Raw genomic sequence first — 24,986 nt, 5'->3', positions numbered from 1 at the left:
AATTGGGGTTCGATGGACAAGGTGCCGATGCTGGCCGAGGGCTATGAAAAGCTCACTGCCGACCTGAAGGTGCTGCGGGCGGAGCGTCCGAAGATCGTCGATGCGATCGAGGAAGCACGCGCGCATGGCGACCTTTCGGAAAACGCCGAATACCACGCCGCCAAAGAACGCCAGGGCCAGGTAGAGGCCATGATCGGCGATCTGGAAGACAAGATCAGCCGTGCGCAGATCATCGATCCGACCACGCTTTCGGGCGACAAGGTTGTCTTCGGTGCGACAGTCACGCTGCTCGACGAAAACGACAAGCCGGTGAAGTACCAGATCGTCGGCCAGACCGAAGCGGACGCTTCGAAGGGCCGGATTTCCTATACTTCGCCGATCGCCCGCGCGCTCATTGGCAAGCAGGTCGATGACGAGGTCGAAGTGACCGTCCCTTCGGGCGACAAGTTCTACCTCGTCGAGAAGATCGAATTCATCTGATCGTGGCGCGGGGCCATCGGTCTGCGCGTCAGTCGACGGTCTTTTCCATCGCCCAGTTGTGGATCGGCACGCCGTCGATTTCGAACTCGCGCTTTTCGGTGGCGATGTAACCGGCTTCCTCGAACGAGGGGCGGGCGAGGTCGCTCGCCTCGGTATAAAGCCGCTTGATCCCGTGGTGCCGCGCATAGAGCGAGGCTGTCGCCAGCAGGTTTAGCGCCAGCCCCTTGCGCGTGTGCGCGGGGTGGTTGTAGAGGTGGTCGAGATGGCCGTCCGGCTCGAGCAGAGCATAGGCGACCGGCTCGTCGTCTTCGCCGGCAGCGACGAAGATGGTGGCGCCATTGGCGACCCGTTCACGGTAGAGCGCGGCGCCCGGGTGCTGGGCGAGCCACGCTTCTACCTGGTCATTCGAATAGGCTTCCGGCCCGATCCCGCGGATCGCCGCCCGGCATACGTCCGCCAGCTCCTCGGCATCGGAATCCTGATAGGGGCGGATCGAGTAGGCCAAGGCCGTTGTCAGGCTTCGGGATCGAGCAGCTTGTGCAGGTGGACGATGACGTATTTCATTTCCGCATCGTCGACCGTGCGCTGGGCATTGCCGCGCCAGGCGCTTTCGGCATCGTCATAGCTGGAATAGACGCCGGCGACGTGGATGCTTTCCGGGTCGGCAAAGGTCATGCTGCGCGGGTCGGTCACGCGGCCGCCCATCACCAGATAGAGCGTCTGCTTGCTCTCTTTTTCTTCCATGGTCCGTTCTTTTTTCCGAATTGGGGAGGAGATTTGCCCTGCCCATAGCGAAAGCGGCGCGACAGGCAAACCCGTCGCGCCGCTCTAGAGCCTAGCTATTACGTATGAGTTAGCGGCTGATGCGCGCCTTCAGGTCTCGCACCGTTCGCGAGGACTTGCGGCTTGCCTTGCGGCTGCCCGAGGCGATGGCATCGCCGATGGTGTCGAGGCGATAACCGGCATCGCGCTTCAGGCGGCGGGCCTGCGTGCCTGCCGCGTCGGAATAATCCTCGATCTTGTCGCCGGCACCTTCCATCATCGAAAGGCCATAGGCGATCGCGGCTTCGGTGGCGTAGGCTGCCAGTGAGCCGCCGCGGCGCCCCAGCGCGCGCCCCCGACGCGTCATGGCGCCGATAGCGAGGCCGACTGCGACGGCACCTGCAACGGTGGCGATCGGGTGCTTCTTAGCAAAGTCGACCGCGCTGTCCGCGACATCCTTGGCCTGATCGGCGAAGGAGCGCTCGCTATTTCGACGTTCACCTGCAGCGATGCGGGCGCGGAGCTGTTCGCGCTTTTCGGCATCGCTGAGCTGGCTATCGGCGCTGATGGGAGTGACGTTGTTGGTGGCCTTGTCTGCCATGGGGTTTCTCCGAAATCTGGTGTGCATCGAACCAACGGTTCAGCCGGCGGGGCCGTTCCGTCTATTCGTCGTCTTCGAGGGACTCTTCGTCCTCTTCTTCCTCGCCAAGCCCGAGCAAGGACAGCAGCGGGTTGCGCGCGAACCATACGATGACGGCAGCAAGCAGGGCGGCGAGGGCGCCCTTGTTGTTTTCAGCGACATCGACCGCTTCTTCGTAGACGTCGATCGCCCCTTCGCGGACGCGGTCGAAGGCGCGTTCTCCCAGCGACTTCTGGTTGAAGCCGACCTTCAGGTTCTCGATATCGGCTTCCACCAGCGCGCGGGCGGAATTACGCAGGTGGCGGTCGGCCAGCATTCGGGACTTGCGATCACTCATCGCTGCCATCCGAAAATGCATCGCGGATTTCGTCGATGCGGGTCTTCAGCAGGCTGAGGAACAGCAGCCCCAGCCCGATCAGTGCGGCGGTCACGATCGCGGTGGCAATCCAGGGCCCGACCAACGGTACAAGCGCGATTACTAGACCCACCGTCATGGCGATCAGTGCGAGGTGCAAAACGCCAAAGGCGCCAAGCCCGAAAGCAATGGCGCCCTTGAAACGGTTTGCGGCAAAGGCCGCACGGCTTTTCTGGTAGGCCATTTCGGCCTCGGCATAGGTCCTGCCGTCTTCCAGCAGGGCCATGATGTCATCCGTCAGCGACGGACCGTGCGGTTCCTGGTCGTCGTCCTCGGGCTCGTAACTGTCGGGCAGGTCGACCGGCCCGTTGTACGGCGCTTCATCGCGCTCTTGTTCTTCCAGCATCGAGCCCCCTGTTGTCACTGATCAGCGACGGAAGAGGCGAGAAAGCATGAAACCGGCGGCGGCTGCAATACCGATGGCCAGTCCCGGGCTCTTGCGGACGAATTCGCGGCCGTCCTCGACGAGGTCGTCGACGCTCTTGTCGTCGAGCTTGCCGGCGTAGTCGTCGAGCGACTTGGAGGCGGTGCGGGCGTATTCGCCGTACTTCGAGCCAAGCTTCTCATCGACCTGGTAGGCATTGTCGCTGATCGTGCGGCTGAGAGCGCGCAGACCTTCGCTGGTCTTCACCTTGCCTTCGGTGGCGAGTTCCTTGCCCTTGACGCGGGCTTCGGTGCCGTAGGTCTTGGCTTCGGCGACCCAGTCTTCGCCCTTGCCCTTGGCCTGGCCGCGGTAGGCGGCGGCTCGTTCCTTGCCTTCGGCGCGAAGTGCGGCGGCACCGGCCTTGGCTTCTTCGAGAGCGGCGTTGAACCGGCTCTTGGCTTCGGCGCGATGCGCGGTGCCGGTGTTGGTGTCGTTGTTATCGGTGGCGGTGTTGGTCACGGGCGCCTTCTCCTTTGCTGCACCCTTCTTGGCTACCGTTTTCACGGGCTTCTTCCGGGTGGTTGATTTCTGCGGTGCGGTAGTGGTTCGCTTCTTCGAACCGGTCGTCTTCTTGTCTGCGGCCATCAGCCTGTCCTTCCCGTCAAATACCTATTCATTCCGGGCATCAGGCAAGACCCGGCTTTCCTTTTTGCAACGCGGCTTGCACCGACATGTTCCGGCGCATAGAGCGCTGCCCGCAGACCCAATCTAGTGGTGTCCTACGCTATTACAACACCCTGCCGAGGAGTTCGTTCCAAATGACCGCGATCATCGACATCCACGCCCGCGAAATTCTCGACAGCCGTGGCAATCCGACTGTCGAAGTCGATGTGCTCCTCGAAGACGGCAGCTTCGGCCGCGCAGCAGTGCCTTCGGGCGCCTCGACGGGCGCGCACGAGGCGGTCGAACTGCGCGATGGCGACAAGTCCCGCTATCTCGGCAAGGGCGTGCTGAAGGCCGTCGATGCGACCAATGGCGAAATCCGCGACCTGCTGATCGGCAATTTCGATGCCGAGGACCAGCGCGACATCGACCTCGCCATGATCGCGCTCGACGATACGGCGAACAAGGGCCGCCTCGGCGCCAACGCGATCCTTGGTACCAGCATGGCGGTTGCCAAGGCGTCGGCAAATGCCCGCGGCCTGCCGCTCTATTCCTACATCGGCGGCGTTTCGGCCCATGTCCTGCCGGTGCCGATGATGAACATCATCAATGGCGGTGAGCATGCAGACAACCCGATCGACATCCAGGAATTCATGGTCATGCCGGTGGGTGCGGACAGCCTTGCCGAGGCCGTGCGCTGGGGTGCCGAGATTTTCCACACGCTGAAGAAGAACCTGTCGCAGAAGGGGCTCGCGACGGCAGTCGGCGACGAGGGCGGTTTCGCGCCCGATCTCGCCAGCACGCGCGATGCGCTAGACTTCATCATGGGTTCGATCGAGCAGGCAGGCTTCACGCCCGGTGACGATGTCGTGCTGGCGCTGGACTGCGCCTCGACCGAATTCTTCAAGGACGGCAAGTACTTGATCTCGGGTGAAAACCTGTCGCTTTCGGGCGAAGAGATGGCCGCCTATCTCGCCAAGCTGTGTGCCGACTATCCGATCCGTTCGATCGAAGACGGCATGGGTGAAGACGATTTCGTGGGCTGGAAGGCGCTGACCGACCTGATCGGCGACAAGGTCCAGCTGGTCGGCGACGATCTCTTCGTCACCAACCCCCGCCGGCTTGTCGATGGCATCGAGCAGGGCCTTGCGAATTCGCTGCTGGTGAAGGTCAACCAGATCGGCACGCTGACCGAGACACTCGATGCCGTGAGCATTGCGAACCGTGCCGGCTACACGGCGGTCATGTCGCACCGTTCGGGCGAGACCGAAGACGCGACCATCGCGGATCTCGCCGTTGCGACCAATTGCGGGCAGATCAAGACCGGCTCTCTCGCGCGTTCGGATCGGCTCGCCAAGTACAACCAGCTCATCCGTATCGAGGAAGAACTGGGCGACAGTGCAGTCTATGCAGGGCGCGGCTGCTTCGGCTGACCGGATCGTTGCGGCGCGCTGGCGCTGCGCAAGTCCTCTATCGCGTGATCGACGCGCCTCGCCGCCTGCTGGCAGCCGAGTGCGTCGAGCCGCACCAGGCAATCTTCCAGTCGCGCTATAACATCGGCGATCTTGTCTTGGCGTTCGGCGCGGCTCATTCTGTCCGCAACCGATAACGCGCTGCGATTGCCATGTTCTTTTCCGGTGGCTAGCTTTCTCTACCTAGGGGAGAGGAAGGAATTGCATGGCAGAATTCCCGGTCCATCCGGATGAGGTGACGGCGCCATGGCTGTCCGCGATGCTCGGTTCGGAGATAACCCGTGTATCGTGGAAGCACATCGGCACCGGACAGGTTGGCGACAGCGCCCGCTTCACGCTGGAGGGCCCCGAAGTCGATGCTTCGGTCCCGGCAACACTGGCGGGCAAATTCCCCGCGGCCGATGCCACGAGCCGCGAAACCGCCGCGATGTTCGGGCTCTATCGCAAGGAAGTATTGTTCTACTGCGACGTCGCGCCGCAGTTGGATGTCCGCGTGCCGCAAGTGCACTTTGCCGCCACATGCGAGGAAGGCCATCGGTTCTGCCTGATTTTCGAGGATCTCGGTCCGGCGCGGCAAGGAGACCAGATCGCCGGTTGCACGCTTGACGATGCGCGCGCGGCAATCCGGCAGGCCGCTGCAATCCACGCACCCAGCTGGGGCAAGACTTCGATAATCGAGGCCGAATGGATTGTCCCTTCTCCAGCCGTCGCCGAGCGCGTGGCGCTGATGTACCCGCATGCACAGGCCATCTTCCGCGAGCGGTACAAGGACACCCTGGAGCCCGAGTTCATGACTGTGTGCGAGGAGTTCGCCGAGGATTACGGCTCGCAGATACACCAGCAGCATCGGCACCAGTGCCTGATCCACGGCGACTTCCGCCTCGACAACATGCTGTTCGACATTCGGGGCGGAGCGGAACCTGTCGCCATTCTCGACTGGCAGACCGTGGCACCGGGGATGGCCATGACGGACATCGGCTATTTTCTCGGCTGCGGGATCGGCGAGCTCGGGCTCGCGCATGAGGATGAATTGCTCGATCTCTATCTTGCGGAAATGGAGAGGCGCGGGGTGTCGCTGACCCGCGCAGGCATCCACGCCGATTACCGCAGGGGTATCCTGCACGGCCTTTCGACCGCCGTTTTCAGCGCCGCTTTCGTCGAGCGGACCGACCGCGGGGACGCAAATTTCCTGTCGATGGCTCGCGGGGCCTGTGCGCTGGCCCTCAAGCATGACAGTATCGGCGCCATGAAGGAGGCACACTGATGGTCCTTTCACGCGGAGACGAATATCCGGTTCACCAGACACCGGAGCCGATCGCCTATTCCGGCACAGACCGGAATTTCTACGACCGCTATTTCTTCAACGGCTATGCGCCCGACGGCAGCGGCTTCTTCGCCTGCGCCTTCGGCATCTATCCGCACCTCGATATCGTGGATGCACATTTCAGCTTTATCCGCGGCGACACGCAGTATTGTGTTCACGCCAGTGCCGAAATGAAGATGGAACGGATGGCGCTGCGCTGCGGACCCATCTCGATCGAGGTGATCGAGCCACTCCATGCGCTGAAGGTCACGGTCGAGGAAACCGACGGCATCTCCGCGGAGTTCACCTTCACCGGCCGCGCCTTCCCGATCGAGGAGCCGCGCTTCATCTGCCGCCTCGGCCCGCGTGCCTTCATGGACTACACGCGCATGACCCAAAACGGTCATTGCCGGGGCTGGATATCTCTCGATGGAGAAAATCACGCGATTGCCGAGGGTACTGCCGGAACGCGCGACCGCAGCTGGGGCATCCGTCCGGTTGGCCAGCGTGACCCGCAGCCTATCCCCGGGCACGACCTGTCAGGGTTCTTCTGGCAATGGACGCCGATCAATTTCGGTGACGGCAGCCTGTTCTTCCACGTCAACAACGACGAGATGGGCGACGCCTGGAACACGCGCGCTGCCTGGGCGCCCGACGGGGCCGATGCGCAGGACATTGCGGAGGGGCACGGCAGCATGCGCACGCGCCTTACGGCGGGTACACGGTGGCCATCAGGCGGGACCCTGTCGCTCGCGCTGAAGGGTGCGCCGGAGCAGGTCAGCTTCGAACCGCTGGTCCGGTTCCAGATGCGCGGCCTCGGCTACACTCATCCGGTATGGGGACACGGCATGCATCACGGGCCGCTGCGCGTGGAGCGGGAGGATATCGACCTCGCTGCCCTCGATCCGCTTTCGCCGGAAAACCTCCACGTCCAGATACCGGTACGCGTGACCGGCAATGATGGGCGTGAGGGGATCGGTGTATTCGAACAACTGATCCTGGGGCCTTTCGCGCCCTTGGGTCTAGGTGGCTTCCTCGACGGGGCGGACTAGGCTCCGAAGCGGGACTGGAGGTCTAGCAGGGCGAGCGCAGCCTTTGCCGCTTCGCCGCCCTTGTCCTTCTGCTCCGGATCGGCGCGGACGATAGCCTGTTCCTCGTTCTCGACAGTCAGGATGCCATTTCCGATGGCGATCCCGTCCATGGTCAGCGCCATGATGCCGCGCGCGCTTTCGCCGGCGACGATCTCGAAGTGATAGGTTTCGCCGCGAATGACGACGCCGATGGCAACGAAGCCGTCGTAGCGGCCGCTTTCCGCAGCCATGGCAATTGCACCGGGAACTTCGAGAGCGCCGGGCACGGTCAGTACATCGACGCTATGGCCTTCGGCTTCCAGTGCGGCGCGGGCGCCGGCAACCAGCATGTCGTTGAAGTGGTCGTAGAAGCGCGCTTCGACGATGAGGAAGTTTGCCATGGTGGTTACTCCGGAATGGGAAGGTGATCGACGATGTTGAGGCCGTAGCCTTCGATCGCGACGACATTGGGCTGTGAATTGCTGAGCAGGATCATGTCCTCGACGCCCAAGTCGGCAAGGATCTGCGAACCGATACCCACGTTACGCTGGGCCTCGCTCTCGCCGTAGCCGGTGGCCGGGCGGCCGGTGATGATGACGATCACGCCCGAACCATGTTCACCCACCGCCTGCATTGCGCGCTGGAGCGTGCGCTTGCGCGGGCCGGGCTTGCCCAGCACATCGTCGAAGATGGAAATCGGATGGACGCGGGTGAGTGTGGGTTTGCCTTCCTTCACTTCGCCCTTCTGCAGGACATAGCTTTCACTGCCGTCGACCTTGTTGCGATAGGTCATCATCCGCCAGGTCCCACCATAGTCGGACTCGAAGCTGTCTTCAGTGATCCGCTCGACCAGGTGGTCGTGCCGCATACGGTATTCGATCAGGTCGCGGATGGTGCCGATCTTCATGTCGTGCTTGCGCGCGAAAACCACGAGGTCGTCGAGGCGCGACATCGTCCCGTCCTCGTTCATGATCTCGCAGATGACGCCCGAGGGATTGAGGCCCGCAAGGCGCGAGATATCGACTGCTGCCTCGGTATGGCCGGCGCGGACCAGCACGCCGCCGTCGCGCGCGGCGAGGGGGAAGACGTGTCCCGGGGTGACTATGTCCTCGGGTCCCTTGGTGCTGTCGATGGCGACCGACACCGTGCGCGAACGGTCAGCGGCGCTGATGCCAGTGGTGACGCCTTCCTTGGCCTCGATCGATGTGGTGAAGGCCGTCTGCATGCTCTCGCGGTTGTCGCGGCTCATTGGCTGGAGGCCAAGCGCATCGACCCGCTTGCGGTCGAGTGCGAGGCAGATCAGGCCCCGGCCGTGGGTGGCCATGAAGTTGATGGCGTTGGGGGTTGCCATCTGGGCAGGAATGATGAGGTCGCCTTCGTTTTCGCGATCCTCGTCATCGACCAGGATGAACATCCGGCCGTTGCGGGCCTCGTCGATGATCTCTTCGGCGCCGACGATCACCGGCGTCTCGTCATTCGCTTCGAGGAAAGCCTCTAACTTGCCGAGCGTGTCGGCGGTGGGGTTCCAGCTCTCCTCTGCGCAGTCGCGCAGGGTATTGGCGTGGAGCCCGGCAGCGCGAGCAAGCCCGGCGCGGGTCATGAGACCTTGCGAGACGAGCGTGCGAACTTTTTCGATTGTGTTCATACTTGCCCCGCTATCACATCACAATGTGATAACCAAGCGGGATATCACATCACCGCATGGCGCAAGTTCCCCGGCAAGGGGTATCATCCTCAAATTGTGGGGAAATGGTGGACGCACTAGGGCTCGAACCTAGGACCCGCTGATTAAGAGTCAGCTGCTCTACCAACTGAGCTATGCGTCCACTCTCGCGATCTTGCCGCGTTCCGACCCGGTGGTGCGGGTGGCCCCCGACTCGGGGGAGGCGCTCATATAGCGGGTGCTTCGCGGATTAAAAGGCCTAAAACGCACTCACGACAAAAGGCCGCGGCGGGGGGCGTTCCGGTTCCACCGATTGACCATCATCAGCACGCCGATGCACATCATGTTGGTCATCATCGAACTGCCGCCATGGCTCACGAAAGGCAGCGGAATCCCGACCACGGGCGCGAAGCCCATCACCATCATGAGATTGATGGCGACGAAGAAGAAGATCGTGGCGGTCATGCCCGCGGCAAGCAATTTGCCCATTCTGTCGCTACTGTCCCGGGCAACCTTGAAACCCCAGCCGAGAATGAGCGCAAAGCAGCCGATCACGAAAAGGCCGCCCATGAGGCCCCATTCTTCGGCCATGGTGGCGAATACGAAATCGGTATGCGGTTCGGGCAGGTAATTGAGGTGGCTTTGCGACCCTTCGTTGAAGCCCTTTCCGGTGAGGCCGCCCGAACCGATGGCGATCTTGGATTGGGTGATCTGGTACCCTTCACCCAGCGGGTCGCTTTCCGGATCGAGGAAGGTCCTCACGCGGTCCTGCTGATAGGGCTTCAGCGCGAAGTAGAACGCGAACGGGATGGCGGCCAGGCCCGCAGCACCCGCCATCAGGAACCAGCGCAGCGGCAGCCCGGCGAAAAACATCACGAGTCCGCCACCAAAACCGATAGCGAGCGAGGTCCCTAGGTCGGGCTGCAGGAGCACGAAGGCCATGGGGAACATGATAAGCGCGCCTGCCGGTATCAACGCGCGCCACGTCGGGACCATGCCCACCGGGAGGGTGTCGTAGAAGCGGGCGAGTGCCACGACCACGGCCGGCTTCATGAGCTCCGATGGCTGGATGCGGATCGGTCCGACCTCGAGCCAGCGCTGGCTTCCCCCCCCGAGCGTACCCATGATCTCAACCGCCATCAGTAGCAGCAGGATCACGATATAGGCGGGGTAGGCGAAGAAGGTGACGAGGTCCTTTGAGAACCGCGAGATCACGATTGCCATGGTCAGGAAGATGGCAAAGCGGATCAGGTGCGATTCCGCATAACGCGAAAAGTCGCCTGCTGCTGCCGAGGTCAGCACCAGCGCGCCGAAGGCGATGAGGCCGACCAGCGGGAACAGCATCATCCACGGCTGACGCGCGACGGGGGCGGGGACGATACTCGTCATTGTGCCGGGCCCGTTGCGGGCGCAGCCGCTGGTGCCGCCGCAGGACTGGGCGACGGTGAGGGCACCACGCTTGGCGGCGGGCTCCGTTCGCTTTCAGACGTGTCCACACGGGGCTGGACGGATTCGTTGGCGATCGTTTCGGGCTGGCGCGCTGCGACGCGGGCCTCGGCCTCGACCTGGTCGAAGATTTCCTCGTCACGGGCGGGGACCGGCTCGACCGCCTCGCCCGCAGCCATGGCATAGGCGCGGTATTTCGCATCGAGACGCTGCTGCGCCGTGCCACCCCACTGGCTTTCCAGCGCGCGCAGGGCGTCCATGCCCTTCGCCGGATCGAACAGGAAGGTCATCACGTCGCGGGCGATCGGGTAGGCGGCACCCGAACCGCCGCCGTGCTCGATCACGACAGCGCCGGCGTATTTCGGCTTGTCGAAGGGAGCGAAGAAAATGAAAAGGCCGTGGTCGCGGTACTTCCAGGGGCCGCTCTTGCCGTCCGACAGGTTGAGGCCGACGACCTGCGCAGTACCCGTCTTGCCGGCCATGAGGATGTCATCGAAGGGCAGGCGACCGCGCCCTGCGGTGCCGGGGCCGTTGACCACGTCGCTCATCGCCTGGCGCACGTATTTCACGTGCTCGTCAGGAAAATCGACCTGCCCGAAGCCCTTGACCGGCGTGGTCGAGACGAGCCTCGGTTCAACATGGCGACCCGTGGCGATGCGCGCGCTCATTACCGCCAGCTGCAACGGGTTCGACAGCATGTACCCCTGGCCGATGGTGGCGTTCACGGTATCGAAGGCTGCCCATTCGCGCCCGTATTTCTTCATTTTCCAGGCAGGGTCCGGCACGGTGCCATAGAACTGGCTGGTCACGGGTAGCTCGAATTCCTGCCCCATGCCGCAGCGCTTCGCCATTGCGGCGATCGGGTCCATGCCGATGCGCTGGGCGAAGTGGTAATAATAGACGTCGCAGGACTGGTAGATGCCCTTGGCCATGTTGACCGTGCCGTGGCCGCCACGCTTCCAGCAGCGGAACACGCGATTGCCGACCCTGAGGCCGCCGCCGCAGAACACGGTCTCGTCCGGGTCGAGGCCTTCCTTGAGGAACGCCATCGAGACCATCGGCTTGACGGTTGAACCGGGGGGATAGAGCCCCTTCAGCACCTTGTTACGCAGTGGCACGCGTTCATCATCGCGCAGCATCGAATATTCGACGCGGCCGATGCCGGCGGAAAAACTGTTCGGATCGAAGCTGGGCATGGAGGCCATGCAGAGCAGGTCGCCCGTCTCGCAATCCATCACGACGACGGAGCCGCTTTCAAGCCCGATCCGGCGCGCGGCATAGTCCTGCAGCGGGCCGTCGATCGTCAGGCGGATGGGATCGCCCTGTACGTCCTCGCGCGTCTCGAGATCGCGCACGATGCGGCCCGATGCGGTGACTTCTACGCGGCGGGCGCCGGGCTGGCCGCGCAACTCCTGTTCGAACTGCTTTTCCATCCCGTCCTTGCCGATCTTGTAGCCGGGCGTGATCAGGATGGGGTCGGGGTTTTCCTCGTATTCCTCGGCCGAGGCGGGGCCGACATAGCCGATGAGGTGCCCGACGCTGGGGCCGGTAGGATAGAAGCGGGAGAAGCCTCGCTGCGGGACCACGCCCGGCAGGTCCGGCAGGCGCACGCTGATCGCGGCGAACTGGTCGTAGTCGAGACCGGTCGCGACCTCCACTGGCTGGAAGCCGCGCGCATCGTCGATCCGCTTGGTGATGTCGGCGACGGTGGTCGCTTCGAGGTCGAGGATATCGGCCAGCGCATCGATGGTCTTCTGCGCATCCTTCATCCGGTCGGGGATGACGTCCACGCGGAAGTCGGCACGGTTGGATGCGAGCGGCGCGCCATTGCGGTCGAGGATCCAGCCGCGCCGCGGCGGGATGAGCGAGAGGTTGACCCGGTTGCTTTCCGATTCCAGCACCCAGCGCTCGTTCTCGGCAATGGCGATATAGGCCATACGGCCGGCCAGAATGGTGCCGAGCCCGCCCATTCCGGCTGCGACGACAAAGGTGCGCCGGTCAAAGGCATTGTCGAGCGTGGTCTGGCTGACGAGGTCTTTCGGACGCCCTGAAATCCCGCGTCGCTTCGAAAACAGGCCCATCAGACGCGCTTCCAGCGCCGCAGCCGCAGGCGGTCGAGCCGGGCGATGAAGCGGGCGATGATCGGGAAGACGAGGATCGAGAACACGAGCTGCGGCACCAGGGCAACGAAGGACGGCAGGGTCGGCGTGGCACCCGAAAGCATCCACCCGCCCAGGATATAGGCGGCGACCAATATACCTGCCGTGAACCAGTCCTGCCAGAATGCGCGCCAGGGCAGCCGCATCTCGACGAATTCGATCGCGAGCAGCGTGGCCGACCAGAACAGGATCGCGAACCCGAAGGGCTGGCCGCTGAACAGGTCGTCGAACAGGCCGAGCGGGAAACCGGCCCAGACGGGCAGGAGCCCCGGCCTTACCAGACGCCAGCCCAGCAGCATGAGGAACCCGAGCGGCGGGACCATCGGCAATGCTGCGGCAATCGGGAATATTGGCAGGAGCGATCCCAGCAGGATCGACAGCCAGGGTACTATGTTGGCGACCAGCGGCGAATGCGAACGGTTGATGCGGCTGCCGTAAGCGTCGCTGCGGGCGCGCGGTTCCATCCGCTCCATCAGTCGCCGAGCTCCTCTTCGATGGGAGTGGTCGCTCCCTTTGCGCCATCGGGCTCGAAGATCGGTTCGATGGCTACGAAGTCGGTCGCCGCGGGATCCGAAACGATGCGGGCAAGGCCGCCATCGTCGGTCAGCTCGGTGACGATCGCGACGGCGATGCCGGGCGGATAGTAACCGCCTGCGCCGGAGGTCACGAACATGTCGCCCGGCTTCAGGGGATTGATGCCGAGGTTGATAAGCTTGATCCGCAGCAGGCTGTCGCCGCGCCCTTCGGCAAAGGCTACGACTTCATCGCCGGCACGGCGCACGGGCAGCACGCTTTCGCTGTCGGTCAGCAGCAGGACGCGAGAGGAATCACGCCCGGTCTCAAGGATGCGCCCGACCACGCCGCGCGGGGAGCGCACAGGCATGCCCACGCGCACACCGTCACGCTCGCCGGCCCCGAGATATGCGAAGCGTCGCGTGCTGGCCGACGTCGAGCCGATCAGACGCGCCACGGCAACGGGCTTGCGCTCCTGGTCCTGCAGGTCGAGCAGGCCTTTGAGGCGCACGTTTTCCTGCCTGACCGCTTCCGCTTCCTTCAGCCGGATGCGGGCAAGCTCCATCTCGCGCTTTAGTTCGGTGTTCTTGGAGCCTGCACGGTAATAGCCGCGGATCGAATCCCACAGCGACTTGCTGCTGGTACGGACGGTGGCGACGGTTTCCGTTGCAGGAGTGGCGGCGTCCTGTGCCGCACTGCGTGGGCCGCCGAAGAAGGTGGGCTGGAAGAACGACAGCGCAAGCAGCACCGCACCGATAAGCGCGCCGACCCCGGCGATGATGTAGCCGGTAAAAAGATTGTATTGCGCCCGCCGCGAATAGCCCGAGCGCCGTGTCCCGCCCGGCGCCATATCCTAAGCCTTCCTCAAGCGGTCATCAGCACGCCGCGGTAGATCGGGTCTTCCATGGCGCGGCCGGTGCCGATTGCGACGCAGGAGAGCGGGTCTTCGGCGATGGTCACCGGCAGGCCGGTTTCGTCACGAAGATATTCGTCGAGCCCCTGGATCAGTGCGCCGCCACCGGTCAGCACGATCCCTTGGTCGACGATGTCGGCAGCCAGTTCGGGCGCGGTGTTTTCCAGCGCGATACGCACGCCTTCGACGATGGCGCCGATCGGTTCGCTCAGGGCTTCGGCGATGTGGCCCTGGTTGATCGTGATTTCCTTCGGCACGCCGTTGACGAGGTCGCGGCCCTTGATGGTGATCTGTTCGCCGATACCGTCTTCCGGAGCGCGGGCGATGCCGTAGTCCTTCTTGATGCGCTCGGCCGTCGCGTCACCGATCAGCAAATTGTGGTGTCGTCGCACGTAGCTGACGATGGCTTCGTCCATCTTGTCGCCGCCGGTGCGGACCGAGGTGGTGTAGGCCAGGCCGCGGAGCGACAGGACGGCGACTTCGGTGGTGCCGCCGCCGATGTCCACGACCATGCTGCCGACCGGCTCGGTAACGGGCATGTCGGCGCCGATTGCGGCAGCCATGGGCTCGAGGATCAGGTAGACCTGCGAGGCACCGGCATTCGATGCCGCGTCGCGGATCGCGCGGCGTTCGACCGAGGTGGAGCCCGAAGGAACGCAGATGGTGATTTCCGGATAGCGCATCAGGCTCTTGCGGCCGTTCACCTTCCGGATGAAGTGCTTGATCATTTCCTCGGCCACGTCGAGGTCGGCGATCACGCCGTCACGCAGCGGGCGGATGGCCTCGATAGAGTCGGGCGTCTTGCCCATCATCATCTTCGCATCGTCGCCAACGGCCTTCACGCGCTTCATGCCGTTGATCGTCTCGAGTGCGACCACGCTCGGCTCGTTCAGGACGATGCCCTGATCCTGGACATAGACCAGCGTATTGGCGGTCCCGAGGTCGATCGCCATGTTCTGCACGCCGAATTTGAAGATGTTGTTCCAGAAGCCCATTTTGACGCGATTTTCCGTTAGAATTTGACGAGGCGAGGGGCGGTCAAAGCCGCTCGCACCTGTTCCGGGGGGAAATGGTGCGCGCTCCTTAGCGAGATTATGCGACGAATGCCAAAAATTTCAGTGGTCCGGACGGGGATTACCCACACGTGCCGTCTCGGATTTCCGGCGATTCGTCGTTAGAGTCGTTTTTCCATGCCGACTATCCGCCGCCTGCCCGACAATCTGGTCAACCGCATCGCTGCCGGCGAGGTGGTGGAGCGGCCGTCTTCTGCGCTCAAGGAACTGGTCGAGAACGCCATCGATGCGGGCGCGACGCGCATCGCGGTCAAGCTGGTGGAAGGCGGCCTCACCAGCCTCGAAGTGACGGACGACGGGTGCGGAATGACGCCCGATGAAATGGCGCTCGCCCTCGAACGTCATGCTACATCGAAGCTGCCGGACGAGGCGATCGAGCAGGTGTCGACCCTCGGCTTCAGGGGAGAGGCCTTGCCGAGCATCGCCAGCGTCGCGCGCTTCACGCTCGAGAGCCGGCCGCAGGGCGCCGAACAGGGCTGGAAACGCGTGGTCGACCACGGCGAACTGGTCGCAGAAGGACCGGCTGCCCTTCCGCCGGGCACGCGCGTCAGGGTCGAAAACCTGTTCGCGAAGATACCCGCCCGCAGGAAATTCCTGCGTACACCGCGCAGCGAATATGCAGCGTGCCTCGACGTGGTGAAGCGGCTCGCCATGGCTCGGCCCGATGTGGCGATCACGCTCGATCACGGCGAGCGGCGCATTCTCGGCCTGCAAGGCGGGGAAGGGCTGGCCAACCGCGTTGCGCAGGTCGTTGCGCGCGAGCTGAAGGACAATGGGGTCGCGATCGATCTGGACCGCGGGACGATGCGGCTGACCGGAATTGCCGGCCTGCCGACCTACAATCGCGGCATTGCCGATCACCAGTACCTGTTCGTGAATGGCCGTCCGGTGAAGGACCGCCTGCTGACCGGCGCTGTGCGCGGTGCCTATGCCGATATGCTGGCGCGCGATCGCCATGCGGTGCTGGCGCTGTTCCTCGACATGCCGGCGGAAGAGGTCGACGTGAACGTGCACCCGGCCAAGACGGAGGTTCGTTTCCGCGATGCGCAGGGCGTCCGCGGGTTCATCGTTTCGGGACTGCGGCAGGCGCTAGCCACGGGTGACAAGCGCAGCGCGCAGACGCCCGATGCCGCCGCCATGGCACGCTGGCAGGCCGAGCCGGTCCGGCCGGAGCCTTCGCCTGCACTCCGGTCGATCTTCGAAGGGCGCGACTGGTCCGCGCCGCAGCAGCGCGTGTCCGAACCATCGGCCAAGTGGCGCGCGGCGGATGCGGACACGACGGCCGCTCCGCTCGGGCGTGCGGAAGAGGCCGCACCGGTTGCTGAGGAAGCGCGCGAGTACCCGCTCGGCATCGCGCGCGGGCAGGTCGCCAACACCTATATCGTGGCCGAGGCGCAGGACGGGTTGGTGCTGGTGGACCAGCACGCGGCGCACGAACGCCTGGTCCTTGAACGACTGAAAGCGGCGGGGGCGGAGGAGGCCGTCAAGCGCAGCCAGGCCCTGCTCATCCCCGAAGTGGTCGAGATGGAGGAAACCTCCTGCGACCGGCTCGAGGAAGCGGCGGACACGCTGGCTCAGCACGGGCTGGTGATCGAACGCTTTGGCCCCTCGGCCATGCTGGTGCGGAGCCTTCCGCACGCGATCGCGCGGACCGATCCGGAAAAGCTGCTGCGCGACATCGACGACGATCTGGCCTTGAACGGCGAGGCGCTGTTACTCGGCGAAAAGCTCGATCTCGTGCTCGCCACCATGGCCTGCCACGGCTCGGTCAGGGCCGGACGCACCCTCCGCGTGGACGAGATGAATGCGTTGCTGCGCGAGATGGAACGCACACCGCGTTCGGGCCAATGCAACCATGGGCGGCCCACGTGGGTTAAGCTCTCGATGGAAGACGTCGAAAAGCTTTTCGGGAGACATTGATGCGCTGGATTGCCCTTGGAATGGTGGCCCTGCTTGCTGCCTGCGGACCCTCGCCGCGAGAGAAGGCCGAGGCCGACAAGAAGGCCGTTGCCGAAGTGAAGGCGAACCAGGAACCGCCGCCCGAAATTCTCGTGCCGGAGCCGATTACCTTCGCCGACGTCGAGAAGGCCGACCTCTTCGGAGCTGGGTGCAATTTCCTCCCGCGTTCGCTCGACAAGGGCGGGATCGCTCTCGTTATCGCGCAGGCGGACGAGGCCTATTTCAAGCGGGACGGGGAAATCGTCCGTCTGGCATCGGACGCTGGCAGCAAGGAACTGCCTTATCTCGCCCACGCCAAATACGACGGGCTGACGCATTCCATCTCGCTCGAACTGGACGAGGAAGCGGGCAAGCAGTCGGGAGACGAGACGATCGATTATCCCTCGACGCTGTCCATCCGCGACGCACAGGGACGCCCGGTCTTCACCGAGAACGGCACCACCCAGTGCGGCGCCTGACCTAGTCGGTGCCGCCCGGGTCGCGGGTGGCAATCAGGCCGTTCGAGACCATTTCCAGAACGAGTTCGTCATGCTGGTTGTAGGTCCGGATGTGGCTCTTGAAGATGCCCATTTCCGGCCGCGAGGCGCTGCGGCGCTTCTCGATGACTTCTGTCTCGCAGCGCAGCGTGTCGCCCGGATAGACCGGCTTCTTCCAGCGCAGCTGGTCGACGCCCGGTGAGCCGAGGCCGGCCGAACGTTCGGATTTCATGTTCTCGACCATCATCGCCATGGTCATGCTGCAGGTATGCCAGCCACTGGCCGAAAGCCGCCCGAAATGGGTGGCGGCTGCCGCATCGTCGTCGAGGTGGAAGGGCTGGGGATCGTACTTCCCCGCAAACTCCATCACCTCTTCGCGCGTGACCTCGTAATGCCCGAAGCTGCGGGCATCTCCGACTGCGATGTCTTCGTAATACTTCATCGCCGCGTGCTGTGGATCAGACGACGGGGCGAAGCAACATCCAAAGCGCCATGGCGATCATGGCGAGGTTCTCCGTCAGCGAAACGAAGCCCAGAGGTACGTTGCTGCTGCCGCCCACGCATGCGCATTTGATGTCCCGCTTTTGGATGTAGACCGCGTGGAAAACGCTCACGGCCCCGATCGTACCGATGGTCAGGGCGACAGGGATCGACAGCCAGTTAAGTGCATGGGCCGCCATCAATGCGCCGGCACCGAACTCGAGGAACGGGTAGGCGTAGGAATAGGGCACCCACCGTCGCGCTAGCAGGTCGTAGCCCAAGAACATGGAGGAGAATTTCTCCACGTCCTGCAGCTTCAGCATGGCGAGAATGACCATGGCAAAGGCCACGAACCATTCGGCCGCGCGGACGGTGAAGGGGGTCGTGTAGACGAACTGGCTCACCGCCAGGGCGAGGGCGCCTGCGGCCGCAAATACTGCGAGGACCGGAATGTAACTGGTTGTTCCGGCTTCCGGCAGGGCCTTGCCGAAATGGGCGCGAAGGTCGGTGTAGCCGCCGATACGCTTGCCATCGATGAAGGTCTGAGGCGTGGTCGCCACCCCGTACTTCGCCTTGAATGCATCCGTTTCCACGCGGGTGGTGAGGTGGTGATCAACCACCTCATACCCCTGCTTTTCCAGCAGCCACCTGGACTTGATACCATAGGGACAGACATGCTTGTCCATCACCATGCGATAGAGTTCGGCCTTCTTGCTCATGGCCGCGAGATATACCCCAGGGGGGTATAATTCAAGTCACGCTCTGAATTTTGGCAGGCCGCTGCTTGCATCGACTTCGGGGATGATCCGGTAGCGCGCAAGGATGAGGCTGAAGAGGCCGAAAAGCATGAGGCCGAGCGCAGTCAAATTGAATACGAAACCCTGGCCCGCCAGGCTCGCGACCGCATCGCCGAGCGTCTTGATCTGTTCGGTCCCCGCGGAGGTGAAACCCGCCTTGATCAGTGACCAGCCGATAACGACGTAAACCACGGCGCGGGCAAAAAAGCCTCCCGCACCGATCTGGCGCGTATAGCTCGGCGCACCGCCTGCGATGCGGTGCATGAAATCGCCGGTCCAGCCCTTCTTCGCCTGGTGGAAGGCGGCGACGAGCAAGGCCACGCCCAGCAGGCCGAGCACGATACCACCGAACTCGAAGGAGATGACGCCGGACGCTGCTTCCTGCGCGCCGTCGCCTGAGCCGCCGGTCCCGCTGGTGGCGAACTTGAAGGCGGAATAGGCAAGGGCGAGGTGGGCCACGCCGCTACCGGCATGGCCGATGCGCTTGCCCCATCCCTTGGTGTCGGACCCGTTGTTCTCGATATCGAACAGGAGCGAGCAGAACCGGAAGGCCGCATAGGCGATCAGGCCGACGACCATGACCCAGAGCACCAGCGTGCCTGCAGGAAATTCCTGGATGGCGCGGAAGATGCCGTTGGTGCCTTCCGCAATCTTCCCGGCGCTGGTGAGCGCTATAAGTCCGAGAACGAAATAGAGGATCGCGCGGCTGAAAAAGCCTACGCGCACCAGCCAGCTGAACTTCTCGGACTTGTCGACCATGCACTTGCTCCTGTTTGCATGGCCTAACGGTAGCAGGGCGCAAGCGTTCCTAGTCGGCAGCCTTCAGCGCGGGGGCGACCGGCGTCAGGTCACCATCCATTGCGCTATCCTGAGGCAAGCCGAGCAGGGCGCGAAGGAGCGGGTTTACCGACACGTTCTGGAAGGTGGGGAGCTTCATTCCCTGCCGAAAAGACGGGCCGTTGGCGATGAACAGTGCAGCCATTTCCGGTGCGTGATTGTCGTAGCCGTGATTGCCGCCGACCCGCTCGCCATCGCGGCGCTGGGGGAAAATCTGCCACCCGGTTTCGGCAAGGCAGAGATAGGCGGGAATGCGCTCAGAGGCGCCGTATTGCAGGCGCGCAGGAATTTCGCCCTTGCGCCAGCACTCCATGTGCTCGTGGTCCCTGAGCAAGGCGTTTTCCAGCACTGCTTCCTTGCCCGGGATGGCATTGAAGGTGGCATAGGGGCCGGTCTCGACGAGGATGTAAACCTCGCGCGCGATCAGCGGGTCGAGTTCGACCGTGCGGCTGTTGCGCGTTTCCGCCATGCCATGATCGGACACGATGACGAGATTGGCGCTCTGGCCGAGCGAGCGCAGGCCAGCGACGAGAGCGGTGATATCCTCGTCGACATTGGCAATGGCTTCATTGACGATTTCGCCATCGGGACCGCCGGCATGGCCTGCCGTGTCGACCTCGTCGAAATAGAGGAACAGGAGTTCGGGGCGGATATCCGCAGGGCGACGCAGCCAGTCGATGATCGTGTTCACGCGCTGTGTCGGGGACACGTTCTGGTCGAACGCGGTCCAGTCCTGGGGGCGAACGCCGCCTTCGATCCGTCCGTATCCGCCGGGGATCGGCGTGCCGCCCCACGCCACGGCTGAACCGGGCCAGAACATGGCAGCCGTGCGGATGCCGGCGTTTTCGGCAGTCACCCAAACCGGCTCGCGCCCGTTCCAGTAAAACGGATCGGTCGTCGCCATGGTGAACTTCTCATCCGCGCGGCTCGGGTCGGTGAAGCCATTGGCGACGATGCCGTTGCGATCAGGGACGAAGCCGGTGACGGTCGTCCAGTGGTTGGGGAACGTCTTGCTCGGGAAGGACGGGCGCATGGCGGCCGTAACGCCGCCTGCTGCCAGCGCGGACAGGGTCGGTGTCAGTCCGCGGTCGAGATAGTCGGGCCGGAACCCGTCAATGGAGACGAGGATGGTAACCGGCTCGCGAATCTCTGCCTGCGCGGCGGGCGCGCTCTGCACTTCGCCTGCAACTGGTGCGCAAGCGGAAAGAACACCTGCCGCGGCAAGGGCGAGTAGTTTCGCAAACCCGTTATTCATCCCGCAATCCCGTTCGTCAGACGTTGAACTTGAACAGCATCACATCGCCGTCCTTGACGAGGTATTCCTTGCCTTCCTGGCGCAGCTTGCCCGCTTCCTTGGCGCCGTTTTCACCGCCGAGGGCCACGTAGTCTTCATAGGCGATGGTTTCGGCGCGGATGAAGCCGCGTTCGAAATCGGTGTGGATCTCGCCAGCAGCCTGCGGGGCCTTGGCGCCATCGGGGAAGGTCCAGGCGCGCGCTTCCTTGGGGCCTGCGGTGAAGAATGTCTTGAGACCAAGCAGCTTGTAACCTGCGCGGATCACGCGGCTGAGGCCGCTTTCCTCAAGGCCGAGTTCGGCAAGGTATTCGGCGCGGTCTTCGGCCGGCATTGCGACCAGCTCGCTTTCGATGGCGGCGGAAACGACGACCGCTTCCGCGCCTTCGGCCTTGGCCTTTTCGAAGACGAGGTCGGACAGGGCATTGCCGGTCGCCGCGTCTTCTTCGGCTACGTTGCAGACATAGAGTACCGGCTTCGCGGTCAGCAGCTGCGCCTGTTCGAGCACGCGCGCTTCCTCGATATCCTTCGGTTCGGTCAGGCGGGCGGGCTTGCCGTCGCGCAGCAGGGCGAGCGCCTGCCCCAGCACGCTGACGATGAGCTTGGCTTCCTTGTCTCCCGCGGTGGCGCGCTTTTCCGCATTGGGCACGCGCTTTTCGAGGCTTTCGAGGTCGGAAAGCATGAGTTCCGTCTCGACCACTTCGGCATCGGCAATGGGGTCGACCTTGTTGGCGACGTGCTGGATGTCGTCATCCTCGAAGCAGCGAAGGACGTGGACGATCGCGTCCACCTCGCGAATGTTGCCGAGGAACTGGTTGCCGAGGCCTTCGCCCTTGCTCGCGCCCTTCACCAAGCCGGCGATATCGACGAAGGCGAGCTGGGTCGGAATGATCTTTGCCGAACCCGCAATGGCCGCGATCTTGTCGAGCCGTTCATCCGGCACGGCAACCTGGCCGACGTTCGGCTCGATCGTGCAGAAAGGATAGTTCGCGGCTTGTGCGGCCTGCGTCTCGGTCAGTGCATTGAAAAGGGTGGACTTGCCGACATTGGGCAGGCCGACGATCCCGCAACGGAAACCCATCGAAAACTCCGGAAATAGTGATATGCCGTGGCCCTTAGACGGGCAGGGCAATCATTGCCAGCTTCACGAACGCTTTAACCTTGTCTGGTAGGCATCGGGCATGATCAGGAAGACTTCACTTCTCGCGGGCGTCGCGCTCGCCCTTTCGCTGGCGGCCTGTTCGCCCGACCCTGAATCGAGTTTCGCACGGGGCCAGGAGGCGTTTGCAGAGCATGATTTCCGTGCAGCGCGCGTGGCGCTGATCGCGGGACTGCGCGAAAAGCCGGGAAATCTGGAAATGCGGGCCCTTCTGGCTCGCACGCAGATCGCGCTGGGTGACGGGGAGGGCGCCGCCGCCACGCTGGAGCGCCTTCCTGCAGGCGAGAAGGGGGCGCCCGAATTCGCCACCCTGATGGGCGAGGCAGAAGTGCTACGCGGACGCTATGCCGAAGCGACAGCTGCCGTGGAGGGTATCGAAACCGCCGGTGCGGACTGCGTGCGTGCGCTCGCCCTGCTGGCACAAGGCAAGGTTGAGGATGCAGCCAAGGCGTTTGCCGTAGGCGAAGGTCGCGATCCCGCTGATCCGCGCCTGCTGGCCTCGTCGGCCCGTTTCGAGCTCGCCCGGGGCGATATCGAACGTGCGCGAATGCTTGCGGACCGAGCTGCCCAAGTCGACGCCGCATCCATCGAGGCGCGGCTTGCCCAGGCGCTGGTCGCGCGCGTTCGCGACCGCTTGCCGGCGTCGCTCGCCTATTACGATGCGGCGCTGAAAGAGCATCCGGCGAACTTCGAGGCGCGTCTCGGCAAGGCCGACCTGCTCTTGGTCATGGAGAAATACGACGACGCCCGCCCGCTCGTCTCCGGCCTCTTCGAGGAAGCGCCGGAGAACCGCGACATCGCGCTTCTGCGCGCCAAGCTGGCTGCGCGGGACGGAGAATGGAAGCAAGTGCGCGACATTCTGCAGGCCTTTGAGGCCGATATGCGCGACATTCCGCAGATGCGCCTCGTTTATGGCGAGGCCTTGCTGGAGCTCGGCAACGGGGCGCAGGCCCTTACGTTGCTGCAACCCATGCTCCGCGCCAATCCCGGCGCCCGCGACCTTCGCGCGCTGATCGCCCGGACCCAGCTTGCAGTCGGCGACGCGCAAGGTGCGCTCGACACGATCGAGTTGCTGGCGATGCGCCCCGATGCACAGCCGGAAGAGCTGGCGGTGGCCGCCAAGGCTGCAAAGGCGGCCGGAAGCAACAAGGCAACGGAATTCGAGAAGCGTTCGCGCCAGGCGACACCCGAATGGGTCGGCGGCGAACTTGCCAAGGCCGACCGCGCTCTACGCAACCGTCAGTGGGAAAGCGCCGAGCGCAGTTATGAGGCGATCATGGCCAAGGGCGCGTCCAAGAACGCGCTGGTGTTGAACAATCTTGCCTATGCGAAGTCTCATCTCGGCAAGAAGGACGAGGCGCTCAAGATGGCCTTGCAGGCGGTCGAACTCGACCCGCAGAATGCCTCGATCCTCGACACGGCGGGTTGGCTGCTGGTGCAGAACGGTTCGCGCGACCGCGGTGTCGCCATGCTGGAAAAAGCTGCGAAGCTCGATCCCGACAATGCCGCGATCGCCAATCGCCTCGCGCGGGCCAAGAAATCCTGAGCAAAGGCGCCCAGGGCGTCAGACAGAAAAGCGGCGCACAATCGATTGATTGCGCGCCGCCCAGCCCCCCTGAAGGGTAAATCTGATCAGGCGTAAGCCGGTTCTTCCATCGGACGCGCCGAGCGGCGGCGACGGGTGCCGGCGAAGATCATCAGCGCAGCAAGGCCGAAGAGGATCATCATGTTCGGCTCCGGAACATCGCTGCCCGAGCTGGTGCTGGTGATCTGGCGGCCCGAGGCCGAACCGATATCGCCGGCGCCGGTGATCGACTGGTAACGCACGAAGAAGTCATCGAGGGTCAGGCTGCTGAGCGCGCTGCCGAAGTTCAGCGAAAGCGTGCCGGTGCCGGTGTCGCCGTTGAAGACGCCGCCGCTGCCGCCGCCCGAGCAGGACTGCGAATTGCTGCCCTGAAAACAGACATCGACCGAACCGACCTGGTTCGGATAGGTGCCGCCGACGATGGCATTATCGTACGTGCCGGTGCTCGACGCGCTGGAGATCGCCGGGTCGGTGTCGAAGGCGAAGCCCGAAACGCGCGAGGTAACGCCCGAGTCGGTCGTGTTTGTCAGCGAATATGCGAAGTTGTAGACGTTGCCGACAATCGAGCTGAGCGTAAGCGTCAGCTTCGCGCCGAGACCGTCGACCGTCACATTGCCGTCGACGAAGCCGTCGAAGTCGATCGTGTAGCTGTCGCCGACATTGCTGTCATCGAGCAGGATCGGTTCGGCAACAGCCGGGGTGGCTGCAAGCAGGCCAAGGCCTGCGGCGACCGAAACGAATGCGTGACGCATATTCATGATACCTGCCCCTAAAAGGTGAATAGCCATTTATCCAAGTTCGTTCGCCATTACACGTTTCGGGGCCCAAGCGAATGCCGGAATCGAAACTGTCTCAACTAGGCACAGGATTTACCGCGAGCCTTATTCCCGGTCTTGCTGGCGCAGTGCGATCTCGCTCATGAAGCGGGCATCGTCCCCGCGGGCAAGCCATTCCGCCTCTGCCGAGATCGCGCCCAGCATGTCGGCCAAGTCGTCCATTTCCGCCTTGGCGTAATTCCCGAGCACGTGGCCGGTCACCCGTTCCTTGCTGCCGGGATGGCCGATGCCGATGCGCACGCGGCGAAATTCGGGGCCGAGGTGCTGGTTGATCGAGCGCAGGCCATTGTGGCCTGCCAATCCGCCGCCGCGCCGCACCTTGATCTTGAACGGAGCAAGGTCGAGTTCGTCATGGAAGACGGTCAGGTCCTCGACTCCCAGCTTGTAGAAGCGCAGCGCTTCGCCGACCGCGCGGCCGCTCTCGTTCATGAAGGTCGCTGGCTTCAGCAGGAGCACCTTCTCGTTGCCGATGCGGCCTTCCTGCACCCAGCCGGAGAACTTCTTCTGCACAGGCCCGAAGCCGTGCATGTCGGCAATGACGTCACACGCCATGAAACCGACATTGTGCCGGTGCATCGCATATTGCGGTCCGGGATTTCCGAGGCCTGTCCAGATCTGCATGGCGGCAGG

The 24,986-nt window shown here is 63.7% G+C and carries 27 protein-coding genes and 1 tRNA gene; 7 read left to right on the top strand and 21 right to left on the bottom strand.

Annotated elements, in window-relative coordinates; genetic code table 11:
• Positions 1-12: 12 nt before the first annotated feature.
• Complete coding sequence (greA, locus tag GRI42_RS04740; RefSeq protein WP_160607193.1) at positions 13-480, top strand: transcription elongation factor GreA; 468 nt, start codon at positions 13-15, stop codon at positions 478-480.
• A 28-nt stretch (positions 481-508) separates the two neighbouring features.
• Here greA and GRI42_RS04735 read toward each other — a convergent pair whose 3' ends face one another.
• The 6 genes from GRI42_RS04735 to GRI42_RS04710 all read right to left on the bottom strand — a co-directional run bounded on the left by GRI42_RS04735 (position 509) and on the right by GRI42_RS04710 (position 3,306).
• The gene (locus GRI42_RS04735; RefSeq protein WP_160607192.1) at positions 509-985 is read right to left on the bottom strand and encodes a GNAT family N-acetyltransferase; all 477 of its coding nucleotides are present in this window, start codon (positions 983-985) and stop codon (positions 509-511) included.
• Positions 986-993: 8 nt separating this feature from the next.
• Complete coding sequence (locus tag GRI42_RS04730) at positions 994-1,224, bottom strand: DUF4170 domain-containing protein (RefSeq protein ID WP_160607191.1); 231 nt, start codon at positions 1,222-1,224, stop codon at positions 994-996.
• A 109-nt stretch (positions 1,225-1,333) separates the two neighbouring features.
• Positions 1,334-1,843: a hypothetical protein gene (locus tag GRI42_RS04725; RefSeq protein ID WP_160607190.1), complete on the bottom strand. Its 510-nt coding sequence runs from the start codon at positions 1,841-1,843 to the stop codon at positions 1,334-1,336.
• Between the two features lie 61 nt (positions 1,844-1,904).
• Positions 1,905-2,219 (bottom strand): hypothetical protein, encoded by a 315-nt coding sequence (locus GRI42_RS04720; protein WP_160607189.1) that lies wholly within the window; start codon positions 2,217-2,219, stop codon positions 1,905-1,907.
• Positions 2,212-2,643 carry a phage holin family protein gene (locus GRI42_RS04715; RefSeq protein ID WP_160607188.1) on the bottom strand — a complete coding sequence of 144 codons (432 nt, stop codon included), beginning with the start codon at positions 2,641-2,643 and terminating at the stop codon, positions 2,212-2,214. Before GRI42_RS04715 ends, GRI42_RS04720 begins: the two co-directional genes overlap by 8 nt.
• A 21-nt stretch (positions 2,644-2,664) precedes the next feature.
• A complete protein-coding gene (locus tag GRI42_RS04710) occupies positions 2,665-3,306 on the bottom strand; it encodes a hypothetical protein (protein WP_199800427.1) in 642 nt (213 codons plus the stop codon).
• Between the two features lie 173 nt (positions 3,307-3,479).
• Between GRI42_RS04710 and eno the strand changes: the two genes are divergently transcribed.
• The 3 genes from eno to GRI42_RS04695 all read left to right on the top strand — a co-directional run bounded on the left by eno (position 3,480) and on the right by GRI42_RS04695 (position 7,151).
• Positions 3,480-4,757: a phosphopyruvate hydratase gene (gene eno / locus GRI42_RS04705; protein WP_160607187.1), complete on the top strand. Its 1,278-nt coding sequence runs from the start codon at positions 3,480-3,482 to the stop codon at positions 4,755-4,757.
• Positions 4,758-5,001: 244 nt separating this feature from the next.
• Positions 5,002-6,060 carry a phosphotransferase gene (locus tag GRI42_RS04700; protein ID WP_160607186.1) on the top strand — a complete coding sequence of 353 codons (1,059 nt, stop codon included), beginning with the start codon at positions 5,002-5,004 and terminating at the stop codon, positions 6,058-6,060.
• Positions 6,060-7,151, top strand: coding sequence for a hypothetical protein (locus GRI42_RS04695; protein WP_160607185.1), 1,092 nt, complete (start codon positions 6,060-6,062; stop codon positions 7,149-7,151). Before GRI42_RS04700 ends, GRI42_RS04695 begins: the two co-directional genes overlap by 1 nt.
• Here GRI42_RS04695 and ribH read toward each other — a convergent pair.
• The 8 genes from ribH to GRI42_RS04655 form a co-directional block, all read right to left on the bottom strand.
• Positions 7,148-7,570 carry a 6,7-dimethyl-8-ribityllumazine synthase gene (gene ribH, locus GRI42_RS04690; protein ID WP_160607184.1) on the bottom strand — a complete coding sequence of 141 codons (423 nt, stop codon included), beginning with the start codon at positions 7,568-7,570 and terminating at the stop codon, positions 7,148-7,150. The two genes, GRI42_RS04695 and ribH, sit on opposite strands and share 4 nt — an antisense overlap.
• 5 nt (positions 7,571-7,575) lie before the next feature.
• Positions 7,576-8,814, bottom strand: a complete 1,239-nt coding sequence (ribB, locus tag GRI42_RS04685) for a 3,4-dihydroxy-2-butanone-4-phosphate synthase (RefSeq protein WP_160607183.1) — start codon at positions 8,812-8,814, stop codon at positions 7,576-7,578.
• Positions 8,815-8,919: 105 nt separating this feature from the next.
• Positions 8,920-8,995, bottom strand: a tRNA-Lys gene (locus GRI42_RS04680).
• A gap of 107 nt (positions 8,996-9,102) precedes the next feature.
• On the bottom strand, positions 9,103-10,221 hold the full coding sequence (gene rodA / locus GRI42_RS04675) for a rod shape-determining protein RodA (protein ID WP_160607182.1): 1,119 nt from the start codon (positions 10,219-10,221) through the stop codon (positions 9,103-9,105).
• The gene (mrdA, locus tag GRI42_RS04670) at positions 10,218-12,359 is read right to left on the bottom strand and encodes a penicillin-binding protein 2 (RefSeq protein WP_160607181.1); all 2,142 of its coding nucleotides are present in this window, start codon (positions 12,357-12,359) and stop codon (positions 10,218-10,220) included. The genes rodA and mrdA overlap by 4 nt, the downstream gene beginning before the upstream one ends.
• Positions 12,359-12,910: a rod shape-determining protein MreD gene (locus GRI42_RS04665; RefSeq protein WP_160607180.1), complete on the bottom strand. Its 552-nt coding sequence runs from the start codon at positions 12,908-12,910 to the stop codon at positions 12,359-12,361. Before GRI42_RS04665 ends, mrdA begins: the two co-directional genes overlap by 1 nt.
• The gene (gene mreC / locus GRI42_RS04660; RefSeq protein WP_160607179.1) at positions 12,910-13,800 is read right to left on the bottom strand and encodes a rod shape-determining protein MreC; all 891 of its coding nucleotides are present in this window, start codon (positions 13,798-13,800) and stop codon (positions 12,910-12,912) included. Before mreC ends, GRI42_RS04665 begins: the two co-directional genes overlap by 1 nt.
• Positions 13,801-13,814: 14 nt before the next feature.
• Positions 13,815-14,858: a rod shape-determining protein gene (locus GRI42_RS04655; RefSeq protein WP_160607178.1), complete on the bottom strand. Its 1,044-nt coding sequence runs from the start codon at positions 14,856-14,858 to the stop codon at positions 13,815-13,817.
• 195 nt (positions 14,859-15,053) lie between these two features.
• Here GRI42_RS04655 and mutL point away from each other — a divergent pair, with 195 nt between their 5' ends.
• Together mutL and GRI42_RS04645 are read left to right on the top strand one after the other, a co-directional pair.
• Positions 15,054-16,856: a DNA mismatch repair endonuclease MutL gene (gene mutL, locus GRI42_RS04650; protein ID WP_160607177.1), complete on the top strand. Its 1,803-nt coding sequence runs from the start codon at positions 15,054-15,056 to the stop codon at positions 16,854-16,856.
• Entirely contained in the window at positions 16,856-17,353 is a 498-nt protein-coding gene (locus GRI42_RS04645) for a hypothetical protein (RefSeq protein WP_160607176.1), read from the top strand. Before mutL ends, GRI42_RS04645 begins: the two co-directional genes overlap by 1 nt.
• Before the next feature lies 1 nt (position 17,354).
• Here the strand turns inward: GRI42_RS04645 and GRI42_RS04640 are convergent, their stop codons facing one another.
• Genes GRI42_RS04640 through ychF form a run of 5 tightly spaced genes read right to left on the bottom strand, consistent with a single transcriptional unit; the run spans position 17,355 to position 21,857 of the window.
• Complete coding sequence (locus GRI42_RS04640; protein ID WP_160607175.1) at positions 17,355-17,813, bottom strand: MaoC family dehydratase; 459 nt, start codon at positions 17,811-17,813, stop codon at positions 17,355-17,357.
• Between the two features lie 16 nt (positions 17,814-17,829).
• Entirely contained in the window at positions 17,830-18,570 is a 741-nt protein-coding gene (locus tag GRI42_RS04635; RefSeq protein WP_160607174.1) for a MauE/DoxX family redox-associated membrane protein, read from the bottom strand.
• 36 nt (positions 18,571-18,606) lie between these two features.
• Complete coding sequence (locus GRI42_RS04630) at positions 18,607-19,407, bottom strand: DUF1206 domain-containing protein (protein ID WP_160607173.1); 801 nt, start codon at positions 19,405-19,407, stop codon at positions 18,607-18,609.
• A gap of 49 nt (positions 19,408-19,456) precedes the next feature.
• Positions 19,457-20,740, bottom strand: coding sequence for an alkaline phosphatase family protein (locus GRI42_RS04625; protein ID WP_160607172.1), 1,284 nt, complete (start codon positions 20,738-20,740; stop codon positions 19,457-19,459).
• A gap of 16 nt (positions 20,741-20,756) precedes the next feature.
• On the bottom strand, positions 20,757-21,857 hold the full coding sequence (gene ychF, locus GRI42_RS04620; RefSeq protein ID WP_160607171.1) for a redox-regulated ATPase YchF: 1,101 nt from the start codon (positions 21,855-21,857) through the stop codon (positions 20,757-20,759).
• Positions 21,858-21,957: 100 nt separating this feature from the next.
• Here ychF and GRI42_RS04615 point away from each other — a divergent pair, with 100 nt between their 5' ends.
• A complete protein-coding gene (locus tag GRI42_RS04615) occupies positions 21,958-23,481 on the top strand; it encodes a tetratricopeptide repeat protein (RefSeq protein ID WP_160607170.1) in 1,524 nt (507 codons plus the stop codon).
• Positions 23,482-23,567: 86 nt separating this feature from the next.
• Here the strand turns inward: GRI42_RS04615 and GRI42_RS04610 are convergent, their stop codons facing one another.
• Both GRI42_RS04610 and pth read right to left on the bottom strand, forming a co-directional pair.
• Positions 23,568-24,278 carry a cistern family PEP-CTERM protein gene (locus GRI42_RS04610; RefSeq protein ID WP_234033835.1) on the bottom strand — a complete coding sequence of 237 codons (711 nt, stop codon included), beginning with the start codon at positions 24,276-24,278 and terminating at the stop codon, positions 23,568-23,570.
• Between the two features lie 123 nt (positions 24,279-24,401).
• Positions 24,402-24,977 carry an aminoacyl-tRNA hydrolase gene (gene pth, locus GRI42_RS04605; RefSeq protein ID WP_160607169.1) on the bottom strand — a complete coding sequence of 192 codons (576 nt, stop codon included), beginning with the start codon at positions 24,975-24,977 and terminating at the stop codon, positions 24,402-24,404.
• Positions 24,978-24,986: the final 9 nt, after the last annotated feature.

It is taken from the genome of Qipengyuania gaetbuli, assembly GCF_009827315.1.
GTDB lineage: Bacteria > Pseudomonadota > Alphaproteobacteria > Sphingomonadales > Sphingomonadaceae > Qipengyuania > Qipengyuania gaetbuli.
This window is presented reverse-complemented; position numbering and strand designations above follow the sequence as displayed.